The 23,208-nt window shown below is 45.5% G+C and carries 19 protein-coding genes, 1 other RNA gene, 8 pseudogenes and 1 riboswitch; of the genes and pseudogenes, 5 read left to right on the forward strand and 23 right to left on the reverse strand.

Features of this window, described 5'->3' with window-relative positions; translation table 11 throughout:
• Positions 1 to 11 precede the first annotated feature (11 nt).
• Together ACYF68_RS12320 and ACYF68_RS12325 are read right to left on the reverse strand one after the other, a co-directional pair.
• Positions 12 to 344, reverse strand: a complete 333-nt coding sequence (locus ACYF68_RS12320) for a hypothetical protein (protein ID WP_461047187.1) — start codon at positions 342 to 344, stop codon at positions 12 to 14.
• Positions 341 to 1,883, reverse strand: a pseudogene (locus ACYF68_RS12325) (NAD(P)H-hydrate dehydratase). Before ACYF68_RS12325 ends, ACYF68_RS12320 begins: the two are co-directional and overlap by 4 nt.
• Positions 1,884 to 2,114: 231 nt before the next feature.
• On the opposite strand from ACYF68_RS12325, the gene ACYF68_RS12330 reads away from it, so the two are divergent.
• From ACYF68_RS12330 to cyoE, 3 genes and pseudogenes are all read left to right on the forward strand, one after another.
• The gene (locus tag ACYF68_RS12330; protein WP_461047188.1) at positions 2,115 to 2,657 is read left to right on the forward strand and encodes a M15 family metallopeptidase; all 543 of its coding nucleotides are present in this window, start codon (positions 2,115 to 2,117) and stop codon (positions 2,655 to 2,657) included.
• A gap of 129 nt (positions 2,658 to 2,786) precedes the next feature.
• A pseudogene (locus ACYF68_RS12335) lies at positions 2,787 to 4,100 on the forward strand (IS3 family transposase).
• Between the two features lie 133 nt (positions 4,101 to 4,233).
• On the forward strand, positions 4,234 to 5,118 hold the full coding sequence (cyoE, locus tag ACYF68_RS12340; RefSeq protein WP_461047190.1) for a heme o synthase: 885 nt from the start codon (positions 4,234 to 4,236) through the stop codon (positions 5,116 to 5,118).
• 148 nt (positions 5,119 to 5,266) lie between these two features.
• Here the strand turns inward: cyoE and sufB are convergent, their stop codons facing one another.
• The 13 genes and pseudogenes from sufB to ACYF68_RS12405 all read right to left on the reverse strand — a co-directional run bounded on the left by sufB (position 5,267) and on the right by ACYF68_RS12405 (position 15,580).
• Positions 5,267 to 6,664, reverse strand: a complete 1,398-nt coding sequence (sufB, locus tag ACYF68_RS12345; RefSeq protein ID WP_461047191.1) for a Fe-S cluster assembly protein SufB — start codon at positions 6,662 to 6,664, stop codon at positions 5,267 to 5,269.
• A 15-nt stretch (positions 6,665 to 6,679) separates the two neighbouring features.
• Positions 6,680 to 7,123, reverse strand: coding sequence for a Fe-S cluster assembly sulfur transfer protein SufU (gene sufU / locus ACYF68_RS12350; protein ID WP_344704419.1), 444 nt, complete (start codon positions 7,121 to 7,123; stop codon positions 6,680 to 6,682).
• Positions 7,113 to 8,333 (reverse strand): cysteine desulfurase, encoded by a 1,221-nt coding sequence (locus ACYF68_RS12355; protein WP_461047194.1) that lies wholly within the window; start codon positions 8,331 to 8,333, stop codon positions 7,113 to 7,115. The genes sufU and ACYF68_RS12355 overlap by 11 nt, the downstream gene beginning before the upstream one ends.
• Before the next feature lie 21 nt (positions 8,334 to 8,354).
• Positions 8,355 to 9,671 carry a Fe-S cluster assembly protein SufD gene (sufD, locus tag ACYF68_RS12360; RefSeq protein WP_461047196.1) on the reverse strand — a complete coding sequence of 439 codons (1,317 nt, stop codon included), beginning with the start codon at positions 9,669 to 9,671 and terminating at the stop codon, positions 8,355 to 8,357.
• A 15-nt stretch (positions 9,672 to 9,686) separates the two neighbouring features.
• Entirely contained in the window at positions 9,687 to 10,472 is a 786-nt protein-coding gene (sufC, locus tag ACYF68_RS12365) for a Fe-S cluster assembly ATPase SufC (protein ID WP_461047198.1), read from the reverse strand.
• A 216-nt stretch (positions 10,473 to 10,688) separates the two neighbouring features.
• Positions 10,689 to 11,024 (reverse strand): DUF4870 domain-containing protein, encoded by a 336-nt coding sequence (locus tag ACYF68_RS12370; RefSeq protein ID WP_380569961.1) that lies wholly within the window; start codon positions 11,022 to 11,024, stop codon positions 10,689 to 10,691.
• 174 nt (positions 11,025 to 11,198) lie between these two features.
• Positions 11,199 to 12,077 carry a MetQ/NlpA family ABC transporter substrate-binding protein gene (locus ACYF68_RS12375; RefSeq protein WP_461047200.1) on the reverse strand — a complete coding sequence of 293 codons (879 nt, stop codon included), beginning with the start codon at positions 12,075 to 12,077 and terminating at the stop codon, positions 11,199 to 11,201.
• 38 nt (positions 12,078 to 12,115) lie between these two features.
• Positions 12,116 to 12,804, reverse strand: a pseudogene (locus ACYF68_RS12380) (methionine ABC transporter permease).
• Positions 12,804 to 13,819: pseudogene (locus ACYF68_RS12385) on the reverse strand (methionine ABC transporter ATP-binding protein). The pseudogenes ACYF68_RS12380 and ACYF68_RS12385 overlap by 1 nt, the downstream one beginning before the upstream one ends.
• Before the next feature lie 74 nt (positions 13,820 to 13,893).
• Positions 13,894 to 13,993, reverse strand: a riboswitch (SAM riboswitch).
• Positions 13,994 to 14,068: 75 nt separating this feature from the next.
• Positions 14,069 to 14,350, reverse strand: a complete 282-nt coding sequence (locus tag ACYF68_RS12390) for a thioredoxin family protein (RefSeq protein ID WP_461047202.1) — start codon at positions 14,348 to 14,350, stop codon at positions 14,069 to 14,071.
• Positions 14,301 to 14,708: a toprim domain-containing protein gene (locus ACYF68_RS12395; protein ID WP_461047204.1), complete on the reverse strand. Its 408-nt coding sequence runs from the start codon at positions 14,706 to 14,708 to the stop codon at positions 14,301 to 14,303. The genes ACYF68_RS12390 and ACYF68_RS12395 overlap by 50 nt, the downstream gene beginning before the upstream one ends.
• 65 nt (positions 14,709 to 14,773) lie before the next feature.
• A complete protein-coding gene (gene gcvH / locus ACYF68_RS12400) occupies positions 14,774 to 15,154 on the reverse strand; it encodes a glycine cleavage system protein GcvH (RefSeq protein WP_461047206.1) in 381 nt (126 codons plus the stop codon).
• 63 nt (positions 15,155 to 15,217) lie between these two features.
• Positions 15,218 to 15,580, reverse strand: a complete 363-nt coding sequence (locus tag ACYF68_RS12405; protein ID WP_461047207.1) for a Spx/MgsR family RNA polymerase-binding regulatory protein — start codon at positions 15,578 to 15,580, stop codon at positions 15,218 to 15,220.
• 131 nt (positions 15,581 to 15,711) lie between these two features.
• On the opposite strand from ACYF68_RS12405, the gene ACYF68_RS12410 reads away from it, so the two are divergent.
• Entirely contained in the window at positions 15,712 to 16,029 is a 318-nt protein-coding gene (locus ACYF68_RS12410) for a thioredoxin family protein (protein ID WP_344704440.1), read from the forward strand.
• 31 nt (positions 16,030 to 16,060) lie between these two features.
• On the opposite strand, the pseudogene aroD reads toward ACYF68_RS12410, so the two are convergent.
• Positions 16,061 to 16,836: pseudogene (gene aroD, locus ACYF68_RS12415) on the reverse strand (type I 3-dehydroquinate dehydratase).
• A gap of 109 nt (positions 16,837 to 16,945) precedes the next feature.
• Between aroD and ACYF68_RS12420 the strand changes: the two are divergent.
• Positions 16,946 to 17,292 (forward strand): annotated as a pseudogene (locus ACYF68_RS12420) (DUF488 domain-containing protein).
• Between the two features lie 126 nt (positions 17,293 to 17,418).
• Here ACYF68_RS12420 and ACYF68_RS12425 read toward each other — a convergent pair.
• The 7 genes and pseudogenes from ACYF68_RS12425 to rnr all read right to left on the reverse strand — a co-directional run.
• Positions 17,419 to 18,774, reverse strand: a pseudogene (locus ACYF68_RS12425) (Mur ligase family protein); the annotation flags it as partial.
• A gap of 77 nt (positions 18,775 to 18,851) precedes the next feature.
• Positions 18,852 to 19,058 (reverse strand): DUF1722 domain-containing protein, encoded by a 207-nt coding sequence (locus ACYF68_RS12430; protein ID WP_461047209.1) that lies wholly within the window; start codon positions 19,056 to 19,058, stop codon positions 18,852 to 18,854.
• The gene (locus tag ACYF68_RS12435; protein WP_461047210.1) at positions 19,055 to 19,231 is read right to left on the reverse strand and encodes a hypothetical protein; all 177 of its coding nucleotides are present in this window, start codon (positions 19,229 to 19,231) and stop codon (positions 19,055 to 19,057) included. Before ACYF68_RS12435 ends, ACYF68_RS12430 begins: the two co-directional genes overlap by 4 nt.
• A 108-nt stretch (positions 19,232 to 19,339) precedes the next feature.
• Positions 19,340 to 19,762, reverse strand: coding sequence for a universal stress protein (locus ACYF68_RS12440; protein ID WP_461047212.1), 423 nt, complete (start codon positions 19,760 to 19,762; stop codon positions 19,340 to 19,342).
• 224 nt (positions 19,763 to 19,986) lie between these two features.
• Positions 19,987 to 20,352: a transfer-messenger RNA gene (gene ssrA, locus ACYF68_RS12445) on the reverse strand.
• A gap of 71 nt (positions 20,353 to 20,423) precedes the next feature.
• On the reverse strand, positions 20,424 to 20,894 hold the full coding sequence (gene smpB / locus ACYF68_RS12450) for an SsrA-binding protein SmpB (protein WP_461047632.1): 471 nt from the start codon (positions 20,892 to 20,894) through the stop codon (positions 20,424 to 20,426).
• A pseudogene (gene rnr, locus ACYF68_RS12455) lies at positions 20,891 to 23,202 on the reverse strand (ribonuclease R). The gene smpB and the pseudogene rnr overlap by 4 nt, the downstream one beginning before the upstream one ends.
• Between the last annotated feature and the right edge of the window lie 6 nt (positions 23,203 to 23,208).

The following is a 23,208-nucleotide window of genomic DNA, read 5'->3' on the forward strand; positions in this document are numbered from 1 at the left end:
GAATTCCCCCTTTATTTTATCGAATCACCGAACCTGCGATGCATGAGTGCTTCCTCTATATGTTTCTTCCATCTCTTCCTCCCATTTACTATGAATTTCAGATCTCTGCCGTCTTTCAGTGTGACCTGTAGTCCATTGGTGATTGGTATCAGCTTCAACACCCTAAAATTGATGACTTTCACTTGCTCGATTTCATCCAGCATTATCTTGGTCTCTTTACGGTCCAGGTTCATTGCCTGAGGAATATGATAGATGGCTTCAGATGTCAGGTGCAGTTTGCCGCTGGTCGGCACGTTATTTTTAAACAGGTTGCCGTTACCGCTCTTTAATGCCTTTTCCTTCATTTTCCCATCTCCCATTCTTTCATGATGTATCTGCTTTCGGCCATCACATCTTCTGGGGTCACACTATAATGGGATAGACGGATGGCTGCTGACTCACCGGCTGTTGCATGAAGGTGGACGGCTGCTGTCATGGCATCCAAAGGGCTGGCTCCCTGGCCAAGGAAAGAAGCGATCATACCGGTCAGCACATCGCCATTCCCCCCTTGGCGAGGCTGTCATTACCGTTTTGATTGACCAACAGGGCGTCAGGTGTCGCAATGACGGTACGATGGCCCTTGAGAACCAGATTGACACCATATTTTTGGACAAATTCATGGGCGATGCCCAACCTATCCGCTTCTACTTCTGAAACTTCCTTGTCAAGCAGCATGGCCATCTCCCGGGGTGCGGTGTCAGGACGACCTCACCTGCGTATTCGGATACTCTGCCGAGCTGATTCTTGATATGGTAGAGACCATCGGCATCGATGACGATAGGCTGTCCTGTCAGCCCCTCCATTAGACGCTGTAGAAATTCTTGGCCACCAGTAAAGCGGCCAAGGCCAGGACCCACCGCGAGGACGTCCAGATCTTCGAACGGGACGCCTCCCGTACCGGCACTGCTGAAATGGCCATTTTCACTAGACAGTGTGCGGAGCAATGCATTCTTGTTCTGACTGGCTACGGTCGTATATATATCCTCAGGCACAAGCAACGTTACAAGCCCGGCGCCTGTTATGGAAGCACTCTCGGCACTGTGCAAAGGGGCACCGATATAGGGCTTCGATCCGCCTGCAACAAGCACATGGCCAAACGTCCCTTTATGTCCGAACTGACGACGTACCGGCAGTGCCTTTTGTGCGCGTGCCGGCGTTACGACTTCAGGTAGACCGGCTTTGACGGTTTCTGCAATGGCACAAGGGATGGAAATATCCTTCACATGCCATCTGCCTATACTGGACGGTCCCTCCTGCAGAAAGAAGCCGCGTTTTGGAAAACCGAACGTATACGTAATATCTGCCTGTATGGCAACATCTGTCACCTCGCCCGTGTCGCATGACAGGCCGGATGGAATATCCACTGCAATAACTTCTCCGTCCACTTTATCATTCACTGCTTCAATGACATGTTTGAACGGCTCGCGTAGCGGGCCTTCCCCACCTATACCGAGTATCGCATCGATGACGACTTCAGCTTTCTTTAGGTCCTCCTCCATACGCTCCTCCCCATCTCCCGAGTGATGTAGAGGCAATTCTCTCGCTGAATAAACCTTATATTGCAGTTGGGCATCCCCCTTAAACCTTTCGGGTTTCACAAGAAGCCATACCATCGGCTCATATCCTGCATCAAACAGGCGCCTGGCAATGACAAATCCATCGCCGGCATTGTTCCCTGCACCAAGCAGTATCATGATGGAAGTGTTCTGATCGGGATAGGCTGACTTTATTTCTTCAGCGACATGATTGCCGGCAAGCTCCATCAGCACCTTACCTGGTAATCCTATATTTTCAATGACGTGGCGCTCGATTTCCTGCATTTCTCTTCTGCATACTATCTTCATCAAACCCCTCCTCTATCTTATATGCCATTATACACTCCTAAAGTGGAAATAAAAATTTACATATAACCTAAACCTATTTAAGGTTTTCACGTTTTTCCAATAGCAATATTTCAACTATCATTACATTTTCATTACAATTCCATATGATTTCTCAGAATACATTGAAATCTCCAATCACTATGTTAACGTAAGAAAGGACAAACAGCTAAACAAAGGAGAATTACACTTTTTATGAGAAAAGGCATCAGATCTTTGTCATTTGCGATTGCTTCACTCTTTACTATCACTGCATTTTTACTTAGCGCTCCGTCAACGGCATCTGCTGAACAGTTTCAAAAAACAAGACAACCTCAAGACTTGCATCCAGTAGTTGCAGAGCACGCAGAACTTTTGAGGCAGCACGCTGCTGCACGCGGCATCAACATACGCTTTACAGACGGTTTCCGTTCATTTGAAGAGCAGGACAGACTCTACGCGCAGGGACGTACTACAGCAGGCTACATAGTGACTAATGCCCAGGCCGGGGAATCCTACCACAATTATGGCTTGGCAATCGATTTCGCACTGGAAGTCGGTCATGATGTCATCTGGGATTTAGAATATGACGGCAATGGCAACGGCTACTCGGATTGGTTCGAGGTGGCACAGATTGCTAAAAACCTCGGATTCACCTGGGGTGGGGACTGGGAATCTTTCAAGGATTATCCGCATCTTCAAATGGACTTTGGATATTCCATCCATAATCTGATTAATGGCAACCATTATTTATTCTAACCATACTGAAGAATGAACTATAACCCGAATAATGGACAGTTAATAAAAAACGTCCATTATTCGGGTTTTTCTGTGCCCACTCAATGATCTTGTTTATAATGAAACAGAGTATTGGAACGGAGGTAGCTTATGGCACGGCATTTTTCAGCATTTGAAATGAAGCAGTTAGAAAAGAATCCAAATATTCTCAGAGTCTCAGAGCGCTCGATCACTTATCATCCGGAATTCAAGAAGGTGGCTGTCCAAACCTATCTTTCAGGGGGCACACCGGCGCGGATATTCATTGACCATGGATTTGACCTGGCGATTATCGGAAAAGAACAGCCGGGCCGGTCCCTCAGCCGGTGGCGAAAAACATATGAAAAGCATGGTGAGGTCGGGCTGGAAAATGATTCCCGGGCAGAGGGGCCACAGGACGGCCATCCGACACGGCGCAAAAATTAAAGCGGGCTGAAGCACGGATTAAATATTTAGAGGCAGAAAATGAATTCCTAAAAAAGCTCGAAACACGCGAAAGGCAGGCGAAGCATCAGAGACGAGACTAAAACCGTCTGAAGTATATGAACTGATTGAACAACTCCATCGCAAGCATCCACTTAAAAATATGGTGTCCCACCTATGCAGGCTCTCGGGCGTCAGCCGAAGTGGCTATTACGCGTGGTTAAAAGGAGAGCCAGACAGGCAAATGCGAATGGAAAATGACGATAAGGATGCGGCATTGATTGAAAAGATCTTTGATGCGGAAAAAGGAAAGGTCGGTGCACTACAAATCAAACTGTTTTTGGAGAATGATTACGGCATCATCATGAACCACAAAAAGATCCGGCGATTGATGAAAAAATATCATTTAACCGCAACAATCAGACAGGCCAAACCGTACAGGCATATGTTGAAAGCGACGAAGGCTCACAGCACATGCAAGAACTTGTTGAGCCGGGTATTCGATCAAAATGAACCGGGCAAAGTGTACCTGACCGACATCACTTATATTTACTATGGAAACGGCCAAAAAGCATATCTCTCCTGCGTCAAAGACAGTACAACGAAAGAAATCATCACCTATGTCGTCTCACGATCCCTAAAGATGGATATCGTCTATAGCACCCTTAAACAGCTGAATGAAACCGTAGAGTTGTTTCATCCGGAAGCAATGATACATTCCGACCAGGGCGTGCATTATACCCACCCCGAGTTCCAGAACAGAGTCAAACAGCTGGGCCTCCGCCAATCCATGTCCCGCCGGGGAAACTGTTGGGATAATGCCCCCATGGAATCCTTCTTTGGTCACTTTAAAGACATGGTGGACCATAAAGCCTGCCCGTCCTTTGAAGCATTGAAGCATGCGGTTGGAAATTATATCAATAAGTATAATAATGAAAGATATCAGTGGGGATTAAAAAAGATGACCCGGTACAATACCGAGGTCATCTACTCGCAGCATAACGCTTTTTTTAAACTGTCTAAATTATGGGTTACAGTTCAGAAAGCATGTAACCATGCTTTCTTTTTTGTACCAGATTTGGTAATATGGAGAGCGTATGTCCATCCTTCCAAGGATAGTTGCTGTTATAATGGTATGGAAGGTCATCAATATATTATTTGCGAGGGAACTTGTTTGGAAGATAAAACATTAATAAGAGATCGGAGCTATACATACCAGCTCCTCTCCTTTTTTTCTGATTTGAAATATCTGCTCAAAGGTAAGGTGCTTTTGGCCAATGTGCTTCCTGTTTTCACTGCCTATTGGCTTGCACTTCACTTCAATGGAGAACGTTTTATAGATCATCTGGGCGTGTTTTTTCTGATGATGATCGGCAGCACGCTCGTCATATCAGGCGCGTTGATGCTCAACAATTGGTATGAATCAGATTTGGACCGCTTAATGACCCGTACACAGAACAGGCCAACTGTGACAGGTGCTTTTACATTAAAAGCAGTTCTATGGTCGGGTATCATTTCTACTCTACTCGGTTTGGCCATCATGTCTGCTACAACAGCGGAAGCTTTCATCTATTCGTTTGCCGGCTGGTTCTTCTATGTTGTGCTGTATACATTCTGGTCGAAACGCAGATATACGATGAATACAATCGTCGGCAGCATTTCAGGTGCCTTTACCCCAATGATAGGCTGGGCTGTAATCGCGCCTGCCTACCATATTGTACCGCTGGCATTGTTCTATCTATTGCTCATCTGGCAGATTCCACATACGTATGCCATCGCCATAAGAAGATTAGCTGATTACTCACGCGCTGGCGTACCGATGCTGCCTGTGGTGCGAGGAGTAGATGCCACCATCAGACAAATTACGGTATATGTCATCCTACTCCTGCCCTTCCCCATTATGCTTATCGATTCCATGGGTTGGATTTTCTCCATATCAACAGCAATACTGACCTTCTATTGGATTTTCATCGCTTCTCGGGGAATGCATCAGAAGATAAAACGATATGGGCTAAGATGAACCTCCGCTACTCCATCTTCTATCTTGTCCTGATACTACTCATGATGATCCTCCTCACTTCTCCGTTGGTGCACACTTTCGTCTAAAAAATTTGCACAAAAAAAGCCTTATCACATTGGTGATAAGGCTTTTTGAATTATCATTGATATTAACCGATGGAACCTTCCATTTCGAATGAAATCAGACGGTTCATCTCAACTGCATATTCCATAGGCAGTTCTTTCGTGAATGGTTCAATGAAGCCCATGACAATCATCTCTGTCGCTTCCTCTTCTCCGATTCCGCGGCTCATCAAGTAGAAAAGCTGCTCTTCGGAAACTTTTGAAACTTTAGCCTCATGCTCGAGGGAGATGTTATCGTTCAGGATTTCGTTGTAAGGAATTGTGTCCGATGTGGACTCGTTATCCATGATGAGTGTGTCACACTCGATGTTGGAACGTGCCCCAGCGGCTTTCCTTCCAAAGTGGACTTGGCCACGGTAAGACACTTTACCACCTTGTTTGGCAATCGATTTGGAAACGATTGTAGATGATGTGTTCGGTGCCAGGTGAATCATCTTAGCTCCGGCATCCTGCAGTTGACCTTTACCTGCAAGCGCGATTGAGAGCGTCATTCCACGTGAACCTTCGCCTTTTAGGAAGATTGATGGATACTTCATTGTGATCTTAGAACCAATGTTGCCATCTACCCATTCCATTGTGCCATTGGCATCGACGAATGTACGTTTTGTAACAAGGTTATATACGTTGTTAGCCCAGTTCTGGATTGTAGTATAACGGCAGTAGGCATCTTTTTTGACGATAATCTCAACAACAGCTGAGTGTAGAGAGTTCGTCGTATAGACAGGCGCTGTGCAACCTTCTACGTAGTGGACGCTTGATCCTTCGTCACAAATGATCAGAGTACGTTCAAACTGTCCCATATTTTCAGAGTTGATCCTGAAATAAGCCTGTAGTGGCGTATCGAGTTTAACACCTGGTGGGCAGTAGATGAAGGAACCACCTGACCATACTGCAGAGTTGAGCGCCGAGAATTTGTTATCCGTTGGAGGGACAACTGTCGCCCAATATTCCCTGAAGAGATCTTCGTTTTCACGGAGTGCGGAATCTGTATCTTTAAAGATGACGCCTCTGTCTTCCAGGTCCTGCTCCATGTTGTGGTAGACCACTTCTGATTCGTACTGTGCGGAAACACCCGCAAGATATTTCTGTTCTGCTTCCGGGATACCCAATTTATCGAAAGTACGCTTAATTTCTTCTGGAACTTCATCCCATGAACGCTCTGACTGTTCAGAAGGTTTCACGTAGTACGTAATTTCATCAAAATTCAATTCTGAAAGGTCTCCGCCCCATGTCGGCATTGGCATTCTATAGAAATGTTCCAATGATTTGAGACGGAAGTCCAGCATCCATTGCGGTTCTTCTTTCATGTTTGAAATCTCTCTTACTATTTCTTCTGTCAAACCGCGGTCCGAACGGAAAATGGAGACATCTTCATCATGGAAACCGTATTTGTAATCTTCCATTTCTAGTTCTTGTTTAGCCATTCAACTCACTCCTTCTCATAGTTTGCTGTCAGAGGATTTGACACCTTTTTCAAGGGCCTTCCAAGATAGTGTGGCACATTTGATGCGTGCCGGGAATTGGGTGACTCCGGACAGCGCTTCGATATCACCCATATCTTCAGTGATATCATAGTCTTCACCCAACATCATCTTGCTGAATTCATCCCCCATGGCAAGTGCTTCATTAATATTTTTACCGGTGATCGATTCAGTCATCATGGACGCACTGGCCATTGAAATGGAACAGCCCTCGCCATCAAACTTGACATCCTCGACGATTTCATCGACGACGTTCAACGTTAGGCGAATGCGGTCTCCGCATGTTGGGTTGTTCATATCTATAGTCATTGTACCGTTCTCAATGACCCCTTTATTGCGTGGGTTCTTATAGTGGTCCATTATGACTGACCGGTATAGTTGATTCAGATTATTAAAATTCATAAGAGAAAAACTCCTTCGTACGCTTAAGGCTTTCGATCAAGCTGTCAATCTCTTCTTTCGTGTTGTATATATAGAAACTCGCGCGTGCTGTAGACGATACGCCCAGCCATTTCATAAGTGGCTGCGCACAATGATGCCCCGCCCTGACTGCAATCCCTTCTGAATCAAGGGCAGTCGCAAGGTCATGTGGATGCACATCGGTCAAGTTGAATGTAATCAACCCGGCACGGGAATCCGGACCATAGATTTCTATGCCCTCCAATGATTTCATCCGCGAAAGGGCGTAGTCTGCAAGTTCTTTTTCGTGAGCCAGAATCGTTTCCGGACCGATTTCCCTTATATAGTCGATAGCGGCCGCCAAACCAATTGCTTCAGCAATCATTGGCGTACCGGCTTCGAATTTTACAGGTAAATCTGTCCAAGTGGATGTTCTGAGATCGACGAAATCAATCATATCGCCACCATATTCTATAGGCGGCATTTCGTCAAGGAGTTCACTTTTGCCGTAAAGGACGCCGATACCGGTTGGACCAAGCATCTTATGCCCGCTGAACGCATAGAAGTCAACATCCAGATCCTGTACATCAACCGTCATATGGGGCACTGCCTGCGCACCATCGACTACAATATAGGCACCGTTATTATGGGCCGTTTCAGCGATGCTTTTGATGTCGTTGATCGTCCCCAACACATTGGACACATGAGTGACTGCGACAATCTTCGTCTTCTCGCCAATAGTGGCTTCGATACTGTCTTTAGTCAATGTGCCGTCCGCTTCCATCGGGATGAAGTTCAGTTCAGCCCCAGTCCGCTTTGCGAGCTCCTGCCATGGGACAATATTAGCGTGGTGTTCCATTTCAGTCACTACAATTTCATCACCCGGTTCAATGATCATATCACCGAAGCTTCGTGCCACAAGATTGACCGCTGCAGTGGTGCCTCTAGTGAAAACAATCTCTTCGAACCGCTTGGCATTGATGAAGGATTTCACTTTCATCCTGGCCTGTTCATAACCTTCAGTTGCATGCGTCCCAAGTGTATGGACACCCCGATGAACATTCGAGTTATATGACTGGTAATATTCGGTCATCGCATCGATGACAACCGACGGTGTCTGACTTGTCGCTGATGTATCCAGGTAGATGAGGTCCTTGCCGTTGACCTGCTGATCAAGGATTGGGAAATCCTTTCTGATATCATTCACGTTCATTCGGGAAAACCCCTTTAAAGCTTATTTTGAAAGTACTTTCAGTTCAATAACATCCCTGAGCTGGTTCTTGACGGATTCTATCGGCAGAGCGCGTACGACTGGATCCAAGAAACCGTGGATGACGAGCCTTTCAGCTTCTCTCCTGGAAATGCCGCGGCTCATGAGGTAGAACATCTGAAGTGGGTCTACACGGCCGACAGATGCCGCGTGGCCTGCAGTGACATCGTCTTCATCTATCAGAAGGATCGGGTTCGCGTCACCCCTTGCACGTTCACTCAGCATAAGCACCCTTGATTCCTGCTGTGCATCACTGCGTGATGCGCCATGCTTGATGTACCCTATGCCGTTGAATATGCTTGTTGCACTATCTTTCATTACGCCATGCTTCAATATATGGCCTTCTGAATCCTTACCGTAATGGATGATCTGCGAAGTGAAGTTGAGTATCTGTTCTCCGCGGCCAACGACAACAGTCTTCAAATCTGATTTTGAGTTGTCTCCCATCAAGTAGGTCGTGTTATCTATAATGACATTGGAGTCATTCATCTGGCCCAATGCCCAATCTATATACGCATCTCTTCCAGCTACACCACGACGGTTGTTGTAGCCTGTAAATCCTTCAGGTAGGAAATCGACTGCACCGTACGTGACTTTGGCATTATCTTTAGCGATGACTTCAGAAATGATGTTGAACTGTTCATTCGAATGTTCGACTGTAGACAAGTAGTTTTCAACATAAGTCAGTTCCGATCCTTCATCAGCTACAATCAGTACGTGGTTGAAGAGGGATGCTGATTCATCATCGTGGAGGACTACCATCTGCACAGGATCTTTCACTTGGACATTCTTTGGAATGTACACAAACAGACCGCCATTCAGCATTGCTGCGTGGTAAGCTGCGAGTTTGTGTTCATCTATTTTGACACCTTCGGTCATAAAGTATTTTTCTACGAGTTCTCTATGGTTCTCGCTCGCTTCGATTATATTTTCTACAATGACGCCCTGGTCGAGCAGTTCGTCAGAAACCTGGAGGTAGGCAGGGGTATTATTGTGCTGGACATAGATGTTTTTAGTGTGTTCCTTGTCCAGAAGGTTTTTGACTGATTCAGGCAGCTCTTCAAGCGAACCATAGACATCACTGTCCACTACCGGCTTCGAGTTCGTGAAGAAGTCCCACCTGTTGATTTTGGTCTTGTCCGGTTTTGGCATTTCAAGCGTTTCAATCTTATCGAGTGCTTCTTTCTTCTTGCTGATCAGCAGTTCAGACTCACCGCGTTCCTTTGCACGTGAAAGAACTTCATCAGCATTGATAACATATTCATTCAAATCAGTAGCCATGGTCATCCTCCTGTCTTATTCTGCATCTGCAGCAATTGTTTCATCTTCGATGCCGAGTTCTTCCTTGATCCAGTCGTAACCCTCTTCTTCAAGACGTTTCGACAGCTCTGCGCCGCCTGACTTGACGACACGGCCTTGCATCATTACATGAACATTATCAGGTTCGATGTAGTTCAATAGACGCTGATAGTGCGTGATGATCAAAGCACCAAAGTTTTCTCCGCGCATTTCGTTGATGCCTTTAGATACAACCTTCAATGCATCGATATCAAGACCGGAGTCTATTTCATCCAGGATGCCGAATTTCGGTTGCAGCATCATGAGCTGAAGAATTTCGTTGCGTTTTTTCTCACCGCCGGAGAAACCTTCGTTAAGGTAGCGTGTAGACATATCCAGGTCCATCTCTAGATGGTTCATGTTTTTGTCCAGTTTTTTGATGAATTGCATCAAATTAATTTCATCGCCCTCTTCACGCTGGGCATTGATTGCAGAACGCAGGAAATCAGAGTTGGTCACACCGGAAATCTCGGATGGATACTGCATGCCGAGGAAAAGGCCTGCCTGGGCACGTTCGTCCACTTCCATCTCAAGTACGTTTTCACCATCGAGGAGCACCTCGCCTTGAGTCACTTCATATCTTGGGTGGCCCATGATCGCCTGGGCAAGCGTGGATTTACCTGTACCGTTTGGCCCCATTACAGCGTGGATTTCACCTTGCTTCAATACGAGGTCCACACCTTTGAGAATTTCCTTACCTTCGATTTCAACATGCAAGTCCTTGATTTCTAGAACAGATGCCATTTATATTACCCTCCAACAGATTATTTTATAATTTATTTCCCTTACTAGTTTATAATAATTCCAATTAATAGTCAAAGACTAGCAAGGGTTTTCCAATACTCCTATATTATAACGTAAACTCACCCGACTTTAAACCTTTGCACCCTCCCAAACATGCATATGGGCAAAAATAGACCCCACGACCGATACAGATCGTGGGGATAAGCAGAACGACTTCTATTTTATGATGTCCAAGGTGAATGGCGGCTTGTAGATTTCCCCTTCATTTGCTTTAATGGCTCCGATTACGATGAATACATAGAATGCGATGGTCAAAATAGGGCCTAGGATCAGACCAATCAGTATGAATGATGTCAACCAGGCTACAAACATATAGATCGTGTATGAAAGACCGAAGTTGGCAACCACCCTCAATGCCTCTCCCGTCGCTTCATCCTCATCCTTCTTTAGAACCCATAAAATGATTGGCCCGATTACTGCTGTAAAAGCCGCGACTAGAAATGAAACCATGACGATGGATTTGTCGAATACTCCCTTTTCTTCACCGTTCATTTTTACCCCTCCTTGTAGACCGTATTTTATTCAGTATACTTTTACCCTTATTCTTAATATATGTAACATCATATGCTTTATACATGTTTCTGTTTCATAAAAAGCTTTCCATTGAAAATGAGCGGGGTATTTTCTCAATTAAAAAAGCGACAGCGTACGCTGTCGCCACTGTGGCTACTCTGCCGGAATGACTGCTCCTTCATAGTTGTCTTCGATGAATTGTTTGATTTCCTCTCCTTGCAGCACTTCAATCAATTTCTTTATATCATCGCGTTCTGCGTCTCCTGAACGTACTGCCACCAGATTTGCATATGGAGAATCACCCTCTTCAATGGCGATTGAATCATCCACTGGATTCAAGCCTCCGTCAAGCGCGAAATTCGAATTAATGATTACTGCGGGTGCTTCATTATTATTGTACATTTCAACCAAGAGTTCTGGTGCTGTCTGGTTGTTGAATTCGAAATTCTTTTCATTTTTGGTGATGTCATCAAACGTTGCATCTTCAATATCGATGCCTTCTTCGATTTCGATCAGCCCTGCGTCTACAAAGAATGACAGGAAGCGTCCCTCTTCAGCCGGGTTGTTGGAAACGAGAACGGTTGCGCCATCTGGCAAGTCTTCTAGTGCATCATAGTCTTTCGAATAGACGGCCATAGGTTCTATATGGATGTTCCCTGCACTTTCTAGATCATAATCGTGGGATTCCTTTTCCGTTTTGAGGTACGGTGTGTGCTGAAAGTAGTTTGCATCGACTTCCTCATCCGCTAAAAGACGGTTTGGGGTAGTGTAGTCATTGACGATTGAAATATCAAGTTCGATTCCTTCTGATTCAAGCAGGCTGGCTGCCTTTTCAAGAATTTCGGCGTGTGGGGCGGGAGAAGCGGCTATCGAGAGTTTTCCGCCAGCCTCTTCAGTTTCTTCGTTTTCACTTGTTTCAGCATTCTCTGCACTTTCCTCGCTGTCATCTGAAACGGCATCTTTGGAACCACCGCACGCTGTCAGGAGAATTGCAAATGCCAGCAGGGTAAAAAACAATAGATATTTTTTCATGATCAATTCCTACTTTCCAATTGTATTTATAATGATGGCTATCTTTTATCCACAGTTTTGGCGGTGAAGTCTCCAATGAACTGGATGATAAAAACGATTATCAATATTATTATCGTTGCGACCAGAGTGACATCGCTCTGGCTTTCTGGTAAAACCGACCATGTAGGCAAGGTTGCCCAGCCCACCGGCTCCGATGACTCCTGCAATGGCAGTGGAACCGACCAGCATGATCGCCGTGACTGTGATTCCTGATATCAATGCCGGCAGAGACTCCGGCAGGAGCACTTTCCTGATGATTGTCCAAGTGCCTGCCCCATGGACTCCGCTGCTTCAATTACACCTTTGTCAATCTCTTTCAGCGCTATTTCCACAAGTCTTGCATAGAAGGGGGACGCCCCAATGATCAATGCCGGCAAGGCACCTTGGGAGCCCATGATGGTGCCCATCAACACTTTAGTGAATGGTATCAGCAATATGATTAATATGATGAACGGTATAGCCCTAAACAAATTGACGAGGAAAGCCGTTACGCCATAGATCGGCGCACTTGCTACATGCTCTTTCTTGGATGACAAGAAGAGGATGATGCCTAGAATCAGGCCGAAGACGAAGGTGAACGCGGTGGAAACTACCGTCATATAGAGGGTTTCCTGTGTAGCTGTCCACACATTCCCCACCTGACATTCTCAAAAGAGAGCATTTCCTGGAATGCTGCCACAAAATTCATCATTGCTGCTCCACCTCCACTGTTACATCGTGCTCGGCAAGCTCCTTACCAAGAAGCCCCAACTTCTCTTCGTCCACTTCTATGGCAACGTAGAGGTGACCGTAGGATTCGTTGTTGGTCCGCTTGATGTTGCCAGACAATATATTCAAGTCCAAGTTGTATTTTTTGATGACTTGGGAAACGATGGGCGCCTTGGACTGGGACCCGACAAATCCAAGCTTCAGAATCTTTGAAGCTGGGAACATCTCTTTACCTCTTCAAAAGACAGTGCTGATTCTTCATCATTGATATCGTCTTTGACAAATCGTTTCGTCACGCTATGTTCAGGATTCTGGAACAATTTTATGATCGGTCCCGTTTCAACTACCTTGCCGTTCTCCATGACAGCACCTCTGTCACAGATTTTACGGATCACATGCATTTCGTGGGTAATCAGAACAATAGTCAAGTCCATTTCATCCCGAATCCTGACCAGCAGATCCAGCACTTCATCGGTCGTTTCCGGATCGAGCGCGCTTGTCGCCTCATCGCACAGCAGCACTTCGGGCCGGTTGGATAATGCGCGGGCAATCCCCACCCGTTGCTTCGGCCCAACAATTGGCTTGGATGATTATCTTCACGCCCCACCAATCCGACCAAAGCAATCAGTTCAGCGACTCTCTTCTCACGCTCCTTTTTTGGCACACCGGCAATTTCAAGCGGAAAACTGATATTTTCAGCGACCGTCCTCGACAGAGAAGATTGAAATGCTGAAAAATCATAGAAACTTTCTGACGTTTTTTCCGAAGTGCAGGACGCGTCATCGAAGTGAGGGCATCTCCGCTGATTACCACGTCACCTGAAGTTGGCCGCTCGAGGCCGTTAAGCAGCCGGATCAGTGTGGACTTTCCAGCCCAGAGTAGCCTATCACCCCAAATATCTCTCCCTGACGGACATGCAGATCCACCCCGTCCACTGCTTTTATATCTGCAGCTTTAGTCTTAAATGTTTTGGTCGCTTTTTTTATGTCTATCATCATGCTCCACTCCTGCCTATAAAAATAAGAAAGCCTACTCAAAAAATGAGTAGGCTTCTGGTATGATCCGCAGCCTCTCATCTTCGATCCTAAGATCTAGTGAATTAGCACCTTGTCATAATGACGGTTGCCGTGGCTTCATAGGGCACTTCCCTCCACCACTCTTGATAAGAGTCTTGTTATTCGATTGTTAACCATGATAGCACCAGTCGGTCTAGGCGTCAACAAAAAATTCTTCTAATTTTTCTGTCAAATGGGGACGGAGTGAAATGCATAGATTTCTTCCTTCAACTCCCCATTTTTAAAAAGGAGCAGTGCTGGCGCAGAGCGGATCTGATATGTCTCAATCAATTCTTTTTCATAATTCAAGTCCACTGCTGTATAGGAGAAGTTTTTCATCTCTGCCACTATGTCCAGCATCTTTTCAGCAATTCGGCAATTAGCACAGATTGGCGCATAGCAGTACAGGATGAAAGTGTCTTCAGCTTGAATACGACTGATTATATCGATTTTTTCGGAGGATTTCTTCATTTTCGAACTTACCTTTCATGAGCAGTCTTTCATCAACGTAAAATCCATGGTGTGCGAGCAACATCGCCAGATAATCAAGTGGACACCGACTCACTTCACCATAGTTCGAATCTATATAAACGTGCGTGCCCTCACTAATGTGCCTTTTGAACCACTGCCTGATCTTTCTGCCTTCCTTGTCTGAATCGGTCAGGATATAGACATCAGAGCCATTCGACTCTTCCAGGATCTCATCCAACTTGGAGATTCCCATGGTACCATGCGTACATATTATATGTACAGGCTCCACCAGTACTTCCTCGATGCGGTGCTTATCTGTTTTTCCCTCTACAATGAGTATTTTATCAGAAACCTGCACAGCCATCACCTCTGGTTCATGATAGGTTTTAAAAAACTCTGGACAATGTCCAGAGTTCAAGTGTTCTATGCGTCTACCATTTCATCATAAGCATCCGCATCCATCAGCTTATCGACTTGTGAATCGTCGGAAAGTTCGACAACAAGCATCCAGGCCTTTTCATAAGGAGATTCATTGACGAGTTCAGGGCTATCTTCCAGCTCTTCATTGATTTTGACTACTGTACCACTTACCGGTGCATATAATTCAGATACTGTCTTAACTGATTCTACGCTACCGAATGATTCCCCAACTGTAATATCGTCACCTTCAGCAGGGAGCTCGACGAATACGATGTCCCCGAGTTCTGATTGTGCAAACTCAGTGATGCCGAGTGTTACTTTACCATCTTCCACCTTGACCCATTCGTGGTCTTCTGAATACTTGAATTCTTTTGGTGATGCCACAATAAAAACCTCCTTTTTCTTATACACATATATATTCTCACATACTTTGCCATTTAAGCAAGGTTAATCACCCATATCAAAAGTTCTCCTATACTCTGCCTCTTTAAAACCGAGCAGGACGGTTTCTTCGTGATAGAGCAACGGCCGTTTTATGAGTAGCCCGTCCGCCTCCAGCAGGCTAAGCTTCTCGTCGTCGGATAAAGTATCAAGGCGCGTCTTGAGATCCAGTTCCTTGAACTTTTTTCCACGTGAATTAAAGAATTCATCCAAACTTTTTCCCGATTTCTTGGCCATTTCCGATATTTTCTCTCCGGATGGAGGATTTTTCACGAGATCGATATCCTCAAAAGGGATATCATTCTCTTTCAAGAAGTTTTTGGCCTTACGGCAAGTCGTACATTTTGGATACTCATACAATATAGTCATCAATTTCCTCCAGTAGTTTAATTATAAGATATTGTTTTCAAGTTTTCTATGGGTGTTGGGGCCTGGCATAATTTCATATTATAAAAAAAGATGGTAGACTGAAACATATCGATATATAAAGGAGTATGATTATGAAGCCGATTACTGCATACGATGATTACAGCCAAAAAATTCAAGGTGATGATAAGATCATCATCAAGTTTTTCGCGGACTGGTGTCCGGACTGCACGCGCATGAACATGTTCATCGATCCCATCTTGGAAGAATACAATCACATTGATTGGTATGAACTGAATCGGGATGATGTGCCTGAAGCTGCGGATGAAAATGATGTCATGGGGATTCCGAGCCTGCTTGTTTTCCAGAACGGCAAGAAGCTCGCCCACCTGCATTCTGCAGATGCCAAGTCACCTGAATCCGTCCAGGAATTCCTGAAATCAAATATATAATCAAGTAAAGTGCCCTTCCGAGGCACTTTTTTTATTTATCTTCCTCAAACAACCTAAGGTTTTCCTTCAGATCCTCTGCATGAATCTGGCCAGGTGCAGCTTTGTGAAGTATGTAACCGTAGGTTAGGCATGAACCGAAAACTCCGCCGGCCACCCTGGTAATCTTCCCGAGTTCCCCCATTGCGATGCCGACCACCCTGCAATCAAATTGTTGACGGGCATCATGGACTGCACTCAATATGCTGAGGACATCACGTCCCCGACTGGTTGGTAGGCCAACTTTAAAATGTCTCCTCCGCTTTCGAGCATATCCCGATATGTTGCCATCATTTCGTCAAAGTGGGGAGTGTCCTGAAAATCGTGCTGACTGAGGATGATGCCTATCCCCTTGGATTTCGCGCGTGCGACGAGGTTATCGATGATGTCTTCGTACATGAAAAATTCAATATCCACCATATCGATGCTGCACCGTTCCATCACATCAGCAAGCAATGATTCATATTCAGCTGCCGTCTTTTGGCCTTTCCCACCTTCTTTTAATGTCCGGTACGTATAGATGATCGGATACCCGGCCATATGGCTTGTGATATATTCGACCATTTCTATATGATCTTCACGGCTCAACGCATCAAATGCATCACTCCTGATTTCAAGGATATCGAATGCACTGGTGTTCCTCCTTGCCGCTTCCATTTCCTCATCAATCATTTCCTTTGAATTACCCGAGAAGGATACAACCACCTTCGGCATGCCCGCTCCGATATCTACACCTTTAATATTCATAGTAATCCCCCACGTTATCTTCATTTACTTATACATTAAATAAAATGGATAAAAATTTCAATTATATATCCATTTTATTTTTTATTTGTTTGCCCTCATACAATAAAGGGCACGATCATAATGAGGTGATATCATGTTGAAAACAAAAAGGGTGTATGACGATTCTTCCTCCCAGGACGGAAAACGCATTCTGGTCGATGGAGTGTGGCCAAGGGGCATCAAAAAGAAGATCTCGACCATGATGAATGGCACAAATCACTCGCTCCTTCAAATGACCTTCGGAAGTGGTTCAACCACGACCCGGAAAAATGGGAGACGTTCAAGAAAGATTACTTCAAGGAACTCAAAGAACACAAAGAGCTTCTCGAAACACTCCGGAAAGAAAGTGACGGTCATAATGTCACCCTGCTGTACAGCGCAAAGGACACGCAGTACAATCAGGCTGAAGCCATCAAGGAATACGTAGAAAATATGCGATAGGCCCTTCAATAAGGGTCCTATCTTTTTATTCTGCTTCCCGCTAATATATTTTGAAATGAACTCCCGATCATCATGCTCCACCATGGCGCCCCGGTAATTCTGGGGTTCGTTGATCCCTGTCAACAGAATCAGGGTATCCTCTCCTGCGTGTTCAATCGCCTGCACAATACCTTCCTGCCTTGAGAACGCAGTGATTATTTCCATATCATTGTAGCTTTCCGGCAAGTGCCTCTCCATCATCTGGACGATCGCTTCCTCATCTTCGTAGCCGACTTGCTCTGCTGCCAGGATAAGGCAAGGGACATTTTGCGGCACCATTTCCATAGTCTTCCTGATTTTATCCTGTCCCCTTAATCCGATGCCCGTCACCATGACCATCAGATTTTTGGCCTTTGCCTCCGCATACTTCATCGCATTCGATATGGACTCATTGATGGCGACGGGGGTATGGGCAAAATCCAGGATGAAGTCATAATGCCCTTCTGAAAACATTTCGAACCGATGCACCGGTGCCTGGATGCCTCTTGAAGCTTCTGTGACAGCATCAGCTGAAAAACCTGCCTCCACAAGTCCGAAGATAGCAGTAGCCAGATTGATGTAATTATGTTCTCCAATGAATCCTGGTGAAACCGTATAGCTCAATCCGCCGATGTTTAGATTGATGTGGTCAGGCTCTGTCCGATAATGATAATAGGCGCCTCCAAGCTTGGAGAAATGCCTCCCTTGGCGCGTCAATGAAGCATACTCCGGTACATCGGCATTCGCCATGATACATGTACTCCGTTCAGCCAATTTCAACTTCGCTGCCAAATATCCCTCTACAGTTCCATGGTATTCGAGGTGTTCCGGACTGAAATTATTGAATATGGCCATATCATTCCAGATAAAATCAGTACGCCGCTGATCCAGGGCGATCGACGTCGCTTCATAGACGATGTAGTCATAGTCACGATCGGCGAAATGTTTGATGATTTCAGCGAACTCCAGATGCATTGGTGTGGTTGGAGTAGTATGTCGGAACGGCACTTTCTGGTAGGCATCGTCAAATATTCCAAGAGTACCCACAGTTGCCGTTCTGCAACCGAGGTTAGACAGTAGCCTGCCGATGAAATGACTGACTGTCGTCTTCCCGTTCGTGCCAGTGACTGCTATATATTTAAGTTTTTTTATAGACTTACCATAAAAAAATTCTGCCATCTTATTCGCGGCTTTCATGAAATCCTCGACATATACTACAGGCACGTTTCTGTCATCAAAACGGCCGACCTCAAAATCCGTGATGATGAAAGCAGGAGTATTGGCTGAAGCAGCATCAAAATAATGCTCTGAAGTTGCAGAGTTTTTGAGCATGAACACATGACCCGGTTCAATGTCCTGGTACATTGATGTGATCCCTGAAACCGACTTCTCCACCCTATCCTCCATATTTATACTTTTTAACAATTGCTCCCCTAAAGCATCGACTATTTCATTTATCTTCATCTAAGACCCCTTTGTCTTTCCTATTTACTCATTTTACAACAATACCCCATTTCGTATTGGCAATAAACGGAATTTGCTCAATTGGAGGCTGGAAACAGCAATGTGGAATCAAGCAGATATTTCTGTTGATGAAGAATCGCCAACGACTTCAGATAGTCCAGCATTTCTTCTTCGGTAAGATTACCTGCCTTAAATTCCTGTTTCATATTTGCGTAGCGGTCGCGCTCTGCAACTGTACACCTCTTTTTGAAGTATCCCCATATATGGTCGAATGCATTCATCATTGATCCTTTGGTCGGGGGACGGCTACTGCGTCTTCTATCAATCCCCTCACTTCCGTAATTCCGGCATCACTCTTTAATGCTTCCCTTAAACGATCATAATGCTGTTGGCTATGATACATGACCCGATATTTTTCACGGGCCCACAATAGCTCGACTTCTCTCCTTTCCTCCATAACGCATCCCCCTCTATGTATATTGAAAAAATAAAAGCCTGCAACATATAGTCGACAGGCTTTTAGATGGTTTTTCCGGCTTTTTAAGCCTTCGTTTTACAGCATGGATTATTTGATGATCAGCACTGGAGTGTTCACGCGTTTGGCTATCTTATGGGTAACGTGGCCAAGGACGTGTTTTATATCGCGTTTAGAGCGCTTGTTGCTCATGACCACAACTTCATAATCGTTTTCATTTATTTCTTCGAGCAGTTCATGAATGATCCTTCCTGCCTTGAATGTCGTAGTATAGTTCAAACCACGTTTATCCAACTCTTCCAGGAAAGGCTTCAATGCCTTGATCTTATCTTCGGTTATGTCGTCAAAATGTTTGCCATGATACTTCACGCTATCTGCCATTTCACTTTCAGGGATCACATTGAATATTGTAATTTTGGCGTCCTCACTGTTGCCCGTAAGTTTCGACAGTTGGTCAGGGACGTTAGTGAACGAGTTTCCAAAATCATACGGAAGCAGGATATTTTTATACATGTCCATCCACCTTTCTAATCTGAGTCAAACATGACTTCTTTATTATAATTTAACAGTTTTCATCAGATTAATCCAAACATCACTTGTCTTTATGTGAATCTTTTTAAATATGTAACAGCCATTTCTGACTATGATATCCATAGTTTAAGGAGAAATGCATCTGATTGATTAAAAAATGCTTCTACCTCGTTATAGGCAGAAGCATTGCTTCAGTATATTCCCAAATATGGAGACGGCGGGAGTCGAACCCGCGTCCAGGGACCTTGGCACAACTCTTTCTACGTGTGTAGTCCATTTCTTAATTTCGCATGGCTGTTGGTAATGGACGGACCACAGATCCATGCTAGCCTGATTGATCTCTTCACCGGGTTCTCCAGGCGGAAGAACCCGGTGCGTATCCTGTTAAGGTTGAATCATCCAATCAAGACGCACAGGAAACGTCATGGGATGATGCAGTGTGCTCTTAGGCAGCTACTGCGAAATTGTCTTGTTTGCCAGTTATTATAAACTGTGTATCGTTGATGACGGAGCCGAAACCTCCGACACGCTTAAGTTGCTCAAACAGCCCCTGTCGAATCCGGAACGTCCCCGGATTTTAACAGTGCGCCTTCATCAGACGTATACTATATATTACCAGATTCGATACGTTTTTTCAAGAATATCACTTCATGCGATCCTTCAGGGCACGATCTACATCGCGCTTCATCTGCTTGCGTTTAAGGTCTTCCCTTTTATCATATTTCTTCTTGCCACGTCCCACTCCGAGCAGCACCTTACAGAAACCATGCTTGATATATAGTTTCAGTGGAATCAAAGAGTAGCCTGTCTCCTGGAGTTGTCCGGCAAGCTTATCTATTTCCTTTCGTTTGAGCAGAAGCTTACGCGAGCGGAGCGGGTCATGATTATGCCGGTTCCCTTCTTCATAGGGGGCAATGTGCATGTTATAGACATACATCTCCCCCTTGTATACACGGGCATAGGCATCCTTCAAGTTCGCTGAACCACGTCGGATGGATTTAATCTCTGTACCCCTGAGTTCTATACCCGCCTCTATCGTATCTTCTATATGATAGTCATGGCTGGCCTTCCTATTTTGGGCTAATGGTTTATCATGTGTTTTCTTCATGGCTATTTCTTCTTCCTCTTACTGTTTTTTGCGCCTTTATAGAATGGTTTTTTATTGGTCTTACCCTTATCAAAGTGCTTCTTGCCATCTTTATCCTTACCTTTTTTTCCATTTTGTCGACGGCTGCCGGACTCAGATTTCGCTTTGATTTCAACCGGTCTGCCTCTTCTCTCGCGCGGTTGGCGAGCTGGCATTCCAACTATCTTGAAATCAATGAGACGCTCATGAAGATTGACATCCAGCACTTCTACTTCAACAGGGTCCCCGATGCGGTATACTGTACCGGTACGGTCACCGATAAGCGCCATATGGCGTTCTTGGAATTGATAGTGATCATCCGTCATATGGGAGACGTGGACAAGCCCTTCGATTGTATTTGGGAGTTCAACGAACATGCCGAAATTCATGACGCCTGAAATGACGCCCTCGAAAGTCTCCCGACATGCTGCACCATATACTCCGCCTTTTTAAGGTCATCCGTATCCCGCTCTGCTTCCTGTGCCCGTCGCTCCCTGTTCGAAGTATGCTCAGCGATATCAGGAAGTTCTGACTCCATCCGCTTTTGAGTCTTCTGATCCGTCTTGCCTTCAATCAGATATTTGCGGATCAGCCGGTGCACAACAAGGTCCGGGTAACGTCTGATCGGTGATGTGAAGTGGGTATAGAAATCAGCTGCCAGACCGAAGTGACCCAAGTTATCTTCCGCATAGCGAGCCTGTTGCATCGAGCGGAGCATCAATGTACTGATCACCATTTCTTCAGGACGCCCTTCCACTTCCTCAACTATCTCCTGCATGGCACGCGGATGGATTTCATTCCCTTTACCTTTGACTACAATACCGAAATTCGTGATGAATTCGAAGAACTGACGCAACTTCTCCTCTTTCGGGTCTTCGTGTACCCTATAGAGGAAAGGCACTTCCATCCAATGGAAATGTTCAGCTACAGTTTCATTGGCGACAAGCATGAATTCTTCAATCATGCGCTCGCCCACTGAACGCGTGCGGAGGACGACGTCGGATGGCGTGCCATCTTCTGCGACGAGCACCTTTGCTTCATTGAAATCAAAATCAATGGCGCCGCGTTTTTTACGTCGCTTGCGCAATATCATGGCGAGCTCGCGTGCTTTCTTGAGCATAGGATAGACATCCGGGAATTCTGAGATGAGCGTCTGGTCTTCATCATCAAGCATCCGGTTGACTGCATCGTACGTCATGCGCCTGTCGGAATGGATGACGCTCTGGAAAATATCATGATCGACCACTTTACCACTGCCATCGATCTCCATCCTGCAGCTCATTGTTAGACGGTCTGCACCAGGGTTCAGGGAACAGATGCCATTGGACAGGCGGTGTGGGATCATCGGGATGACCCGATCTACCAGATAGACACTTGTGCCGCGTTCATAGGCCTCTTTACCCATTGCAGATGCCTCATCGACATAGTAGCTGACGTCAGCAATGCTGACTGTCAGTTCATGATTGCCGTTATCCAGTTTTTTGACGGCAATTGCGTCATCCAGGTCCTTTGCGTCTGCCCCGTCTATGGTGATCGTAAATTCATCACGCAAGTCACGCCGGCCGTCCAGCTCATCCTGACTGATGGTATCCGGTGTCGCTTCTGCCTCCTTCATCACTTCTTCAGGAAACTCGATCTCGATACCATGCTGATAGATTATGGAGAGGATATCGACGCCAGGGTCGTTCTTATGCCCCAATATCTGAATGACATGCCCTTCTGGCTTGTCATCGCCCTCCCGGTATTTAGTCAGTTCAACAAGAACCTTATGGCCGTCTATGGCACCCAGGTTATGATTTTTCGGGATGAAGACGTCGTCTATCATCTTTTGGGAATCCGGTTCGACGAAACCGAAGTTCTTGCTTGCATGATACTCCCCGACGACTCGCGTTGTACCCCGGGTCAGGATAGTGGTGACCTGACCTTCCTGGTTATCCCCTTTTGAATGTTTCTGCACTTCCACCAGCACTGTATCTCCATCAAGGGCCCCATTGATTGAAGTTGGTGGAATGAAAATATCCTCCATATCGCCTTCTTCAGGACGCAGGAAACCAAACCCGCGTTTGTGCATGGAGAGCTTGCCCTTGAGCATGTCTGTTTCACTCATCTTGATATATTTGTCCTTTTTCGTCCTGTGGATTTCGCCCTCTTCTTCAAGGGCCACAACGGCTTTCACCATTTCCTTGAAGTCGTCTGAGTCATGAGCCGAAAGTTCATGTTTGAACTCCTCCATCGTCATCGGACGATAATCGTCAGCCTCAATAACATTTAAAATGCGTTCTCGATAGTTACCCATTACTTA

The organism is Salinicoccus sp. CNSTN-B1, from assembly GCF_054792835.1.

Coding starts and splice junctions, on each gene's coding strand:
- ACYF68_RS12320 (WP_461047187.1), bottom strand. CDS start 344: ATGAAGGAAAAGGCATTAAAGAGCGGTAACGGCAACCTGTTTAAAAAT.
- ACYF68_RS12330 (WP_461047188.1), top strand. CDS start 2,115: ATGAGAAAAGGCATCAGATCTTTGTCATTTGCGATTGCTTCACTCTTT.
- cyoE (WP_461047190.1), top strand. CDS start 4,234: ATGGAAGGTCATCAATATATTATTTGCGAGGGAACTTGTTTGGAAGAT.
- sufB (WP_461047191.1), bottom strand. CDS start 6,664: ATGGCTAAACAAGAACTAGAAATGGAAGATTACAAATACGGTTTCCAT.
- sufU (WP_344704419.1), bottom strand. CDS start 7,123: ATGAATTTTAATAATCTGAATCAACTATACCGGTCAGTCATAATGGAC.
- ACYF68_RS12355 (WP_461047194.1), bottom strand. CDS start 8,333: ATGAACGTGAATGATATCAGAAAGGATTTCCCAATCCTTGATCAGCAG.
- sufD (WP_461047196.1), bottom strand. CDS start 9,671: ATGGCTACTGATTTGAATGAATATGTTATCAATGCTGATGAAGTTCTT.
- sufC (WP_461047198.1), bottom strand. CDS start 10,472: ATGGCATCTGTTCTAGAAATCAAGGACTTGCATGTTGAAATCGAAGGT.
- ACYF68_RS12370 (WP_380569961.1), bottom strand. CDS start 11,024: ATGAACGGTGAAGAAAAGGGAGTATTCGACAAATCCATCGTCATGGTT.
- ACYF68_RS12375 (WP_461047200.1), bottom strand. CDS start 12,077: ATGAAAAAATATCTATTGTTTTTTACCCTGCTGGCATTTGCAATTCTC.
- ACYF68_RS12390 (WP_461047202.1), bottom strand. CDS start 14,350: ATGAAGAAATCCTCCGAAAAAATCGATATAATCAGTCGTATTCAAGCT.
- ACYF68_RS12405 (WP_461047207.1), bottom strand. CDS start 15,580: ATGACTATATTGTATGAGTATCCAAAATGTACGACTTGCCGTAAGGCC.
- ACYF68_RS12410 (WP_344704440.1), top strand. CDS start 15,712: ATGAAGCCGATTACTGCATACGATGATTACAGCCAAAAAATTCAAGGT.
- ACYF68_RS12430 (WP_461047209.1), bottom strand. CDS start 19,058: ATGATGAATGCATTCGACCATATATGGGGATACTTCAAAAAGAGGTGT.
- ACYF68_RS12435 (WP_461047210.1), bottom strand. CDS start 19,231: ATGGAGGAAAGGAGAGAAGTCGAGCTATTGTGGGCCCGTGAAAAATAT.
- ACYF68_RS12440 (WP_461047212.1), bottom strand. CDS start 19,762: ATGTATAAAAATATCCTGCTTCCGTATGATTTTGGAAACTCGTTCACT.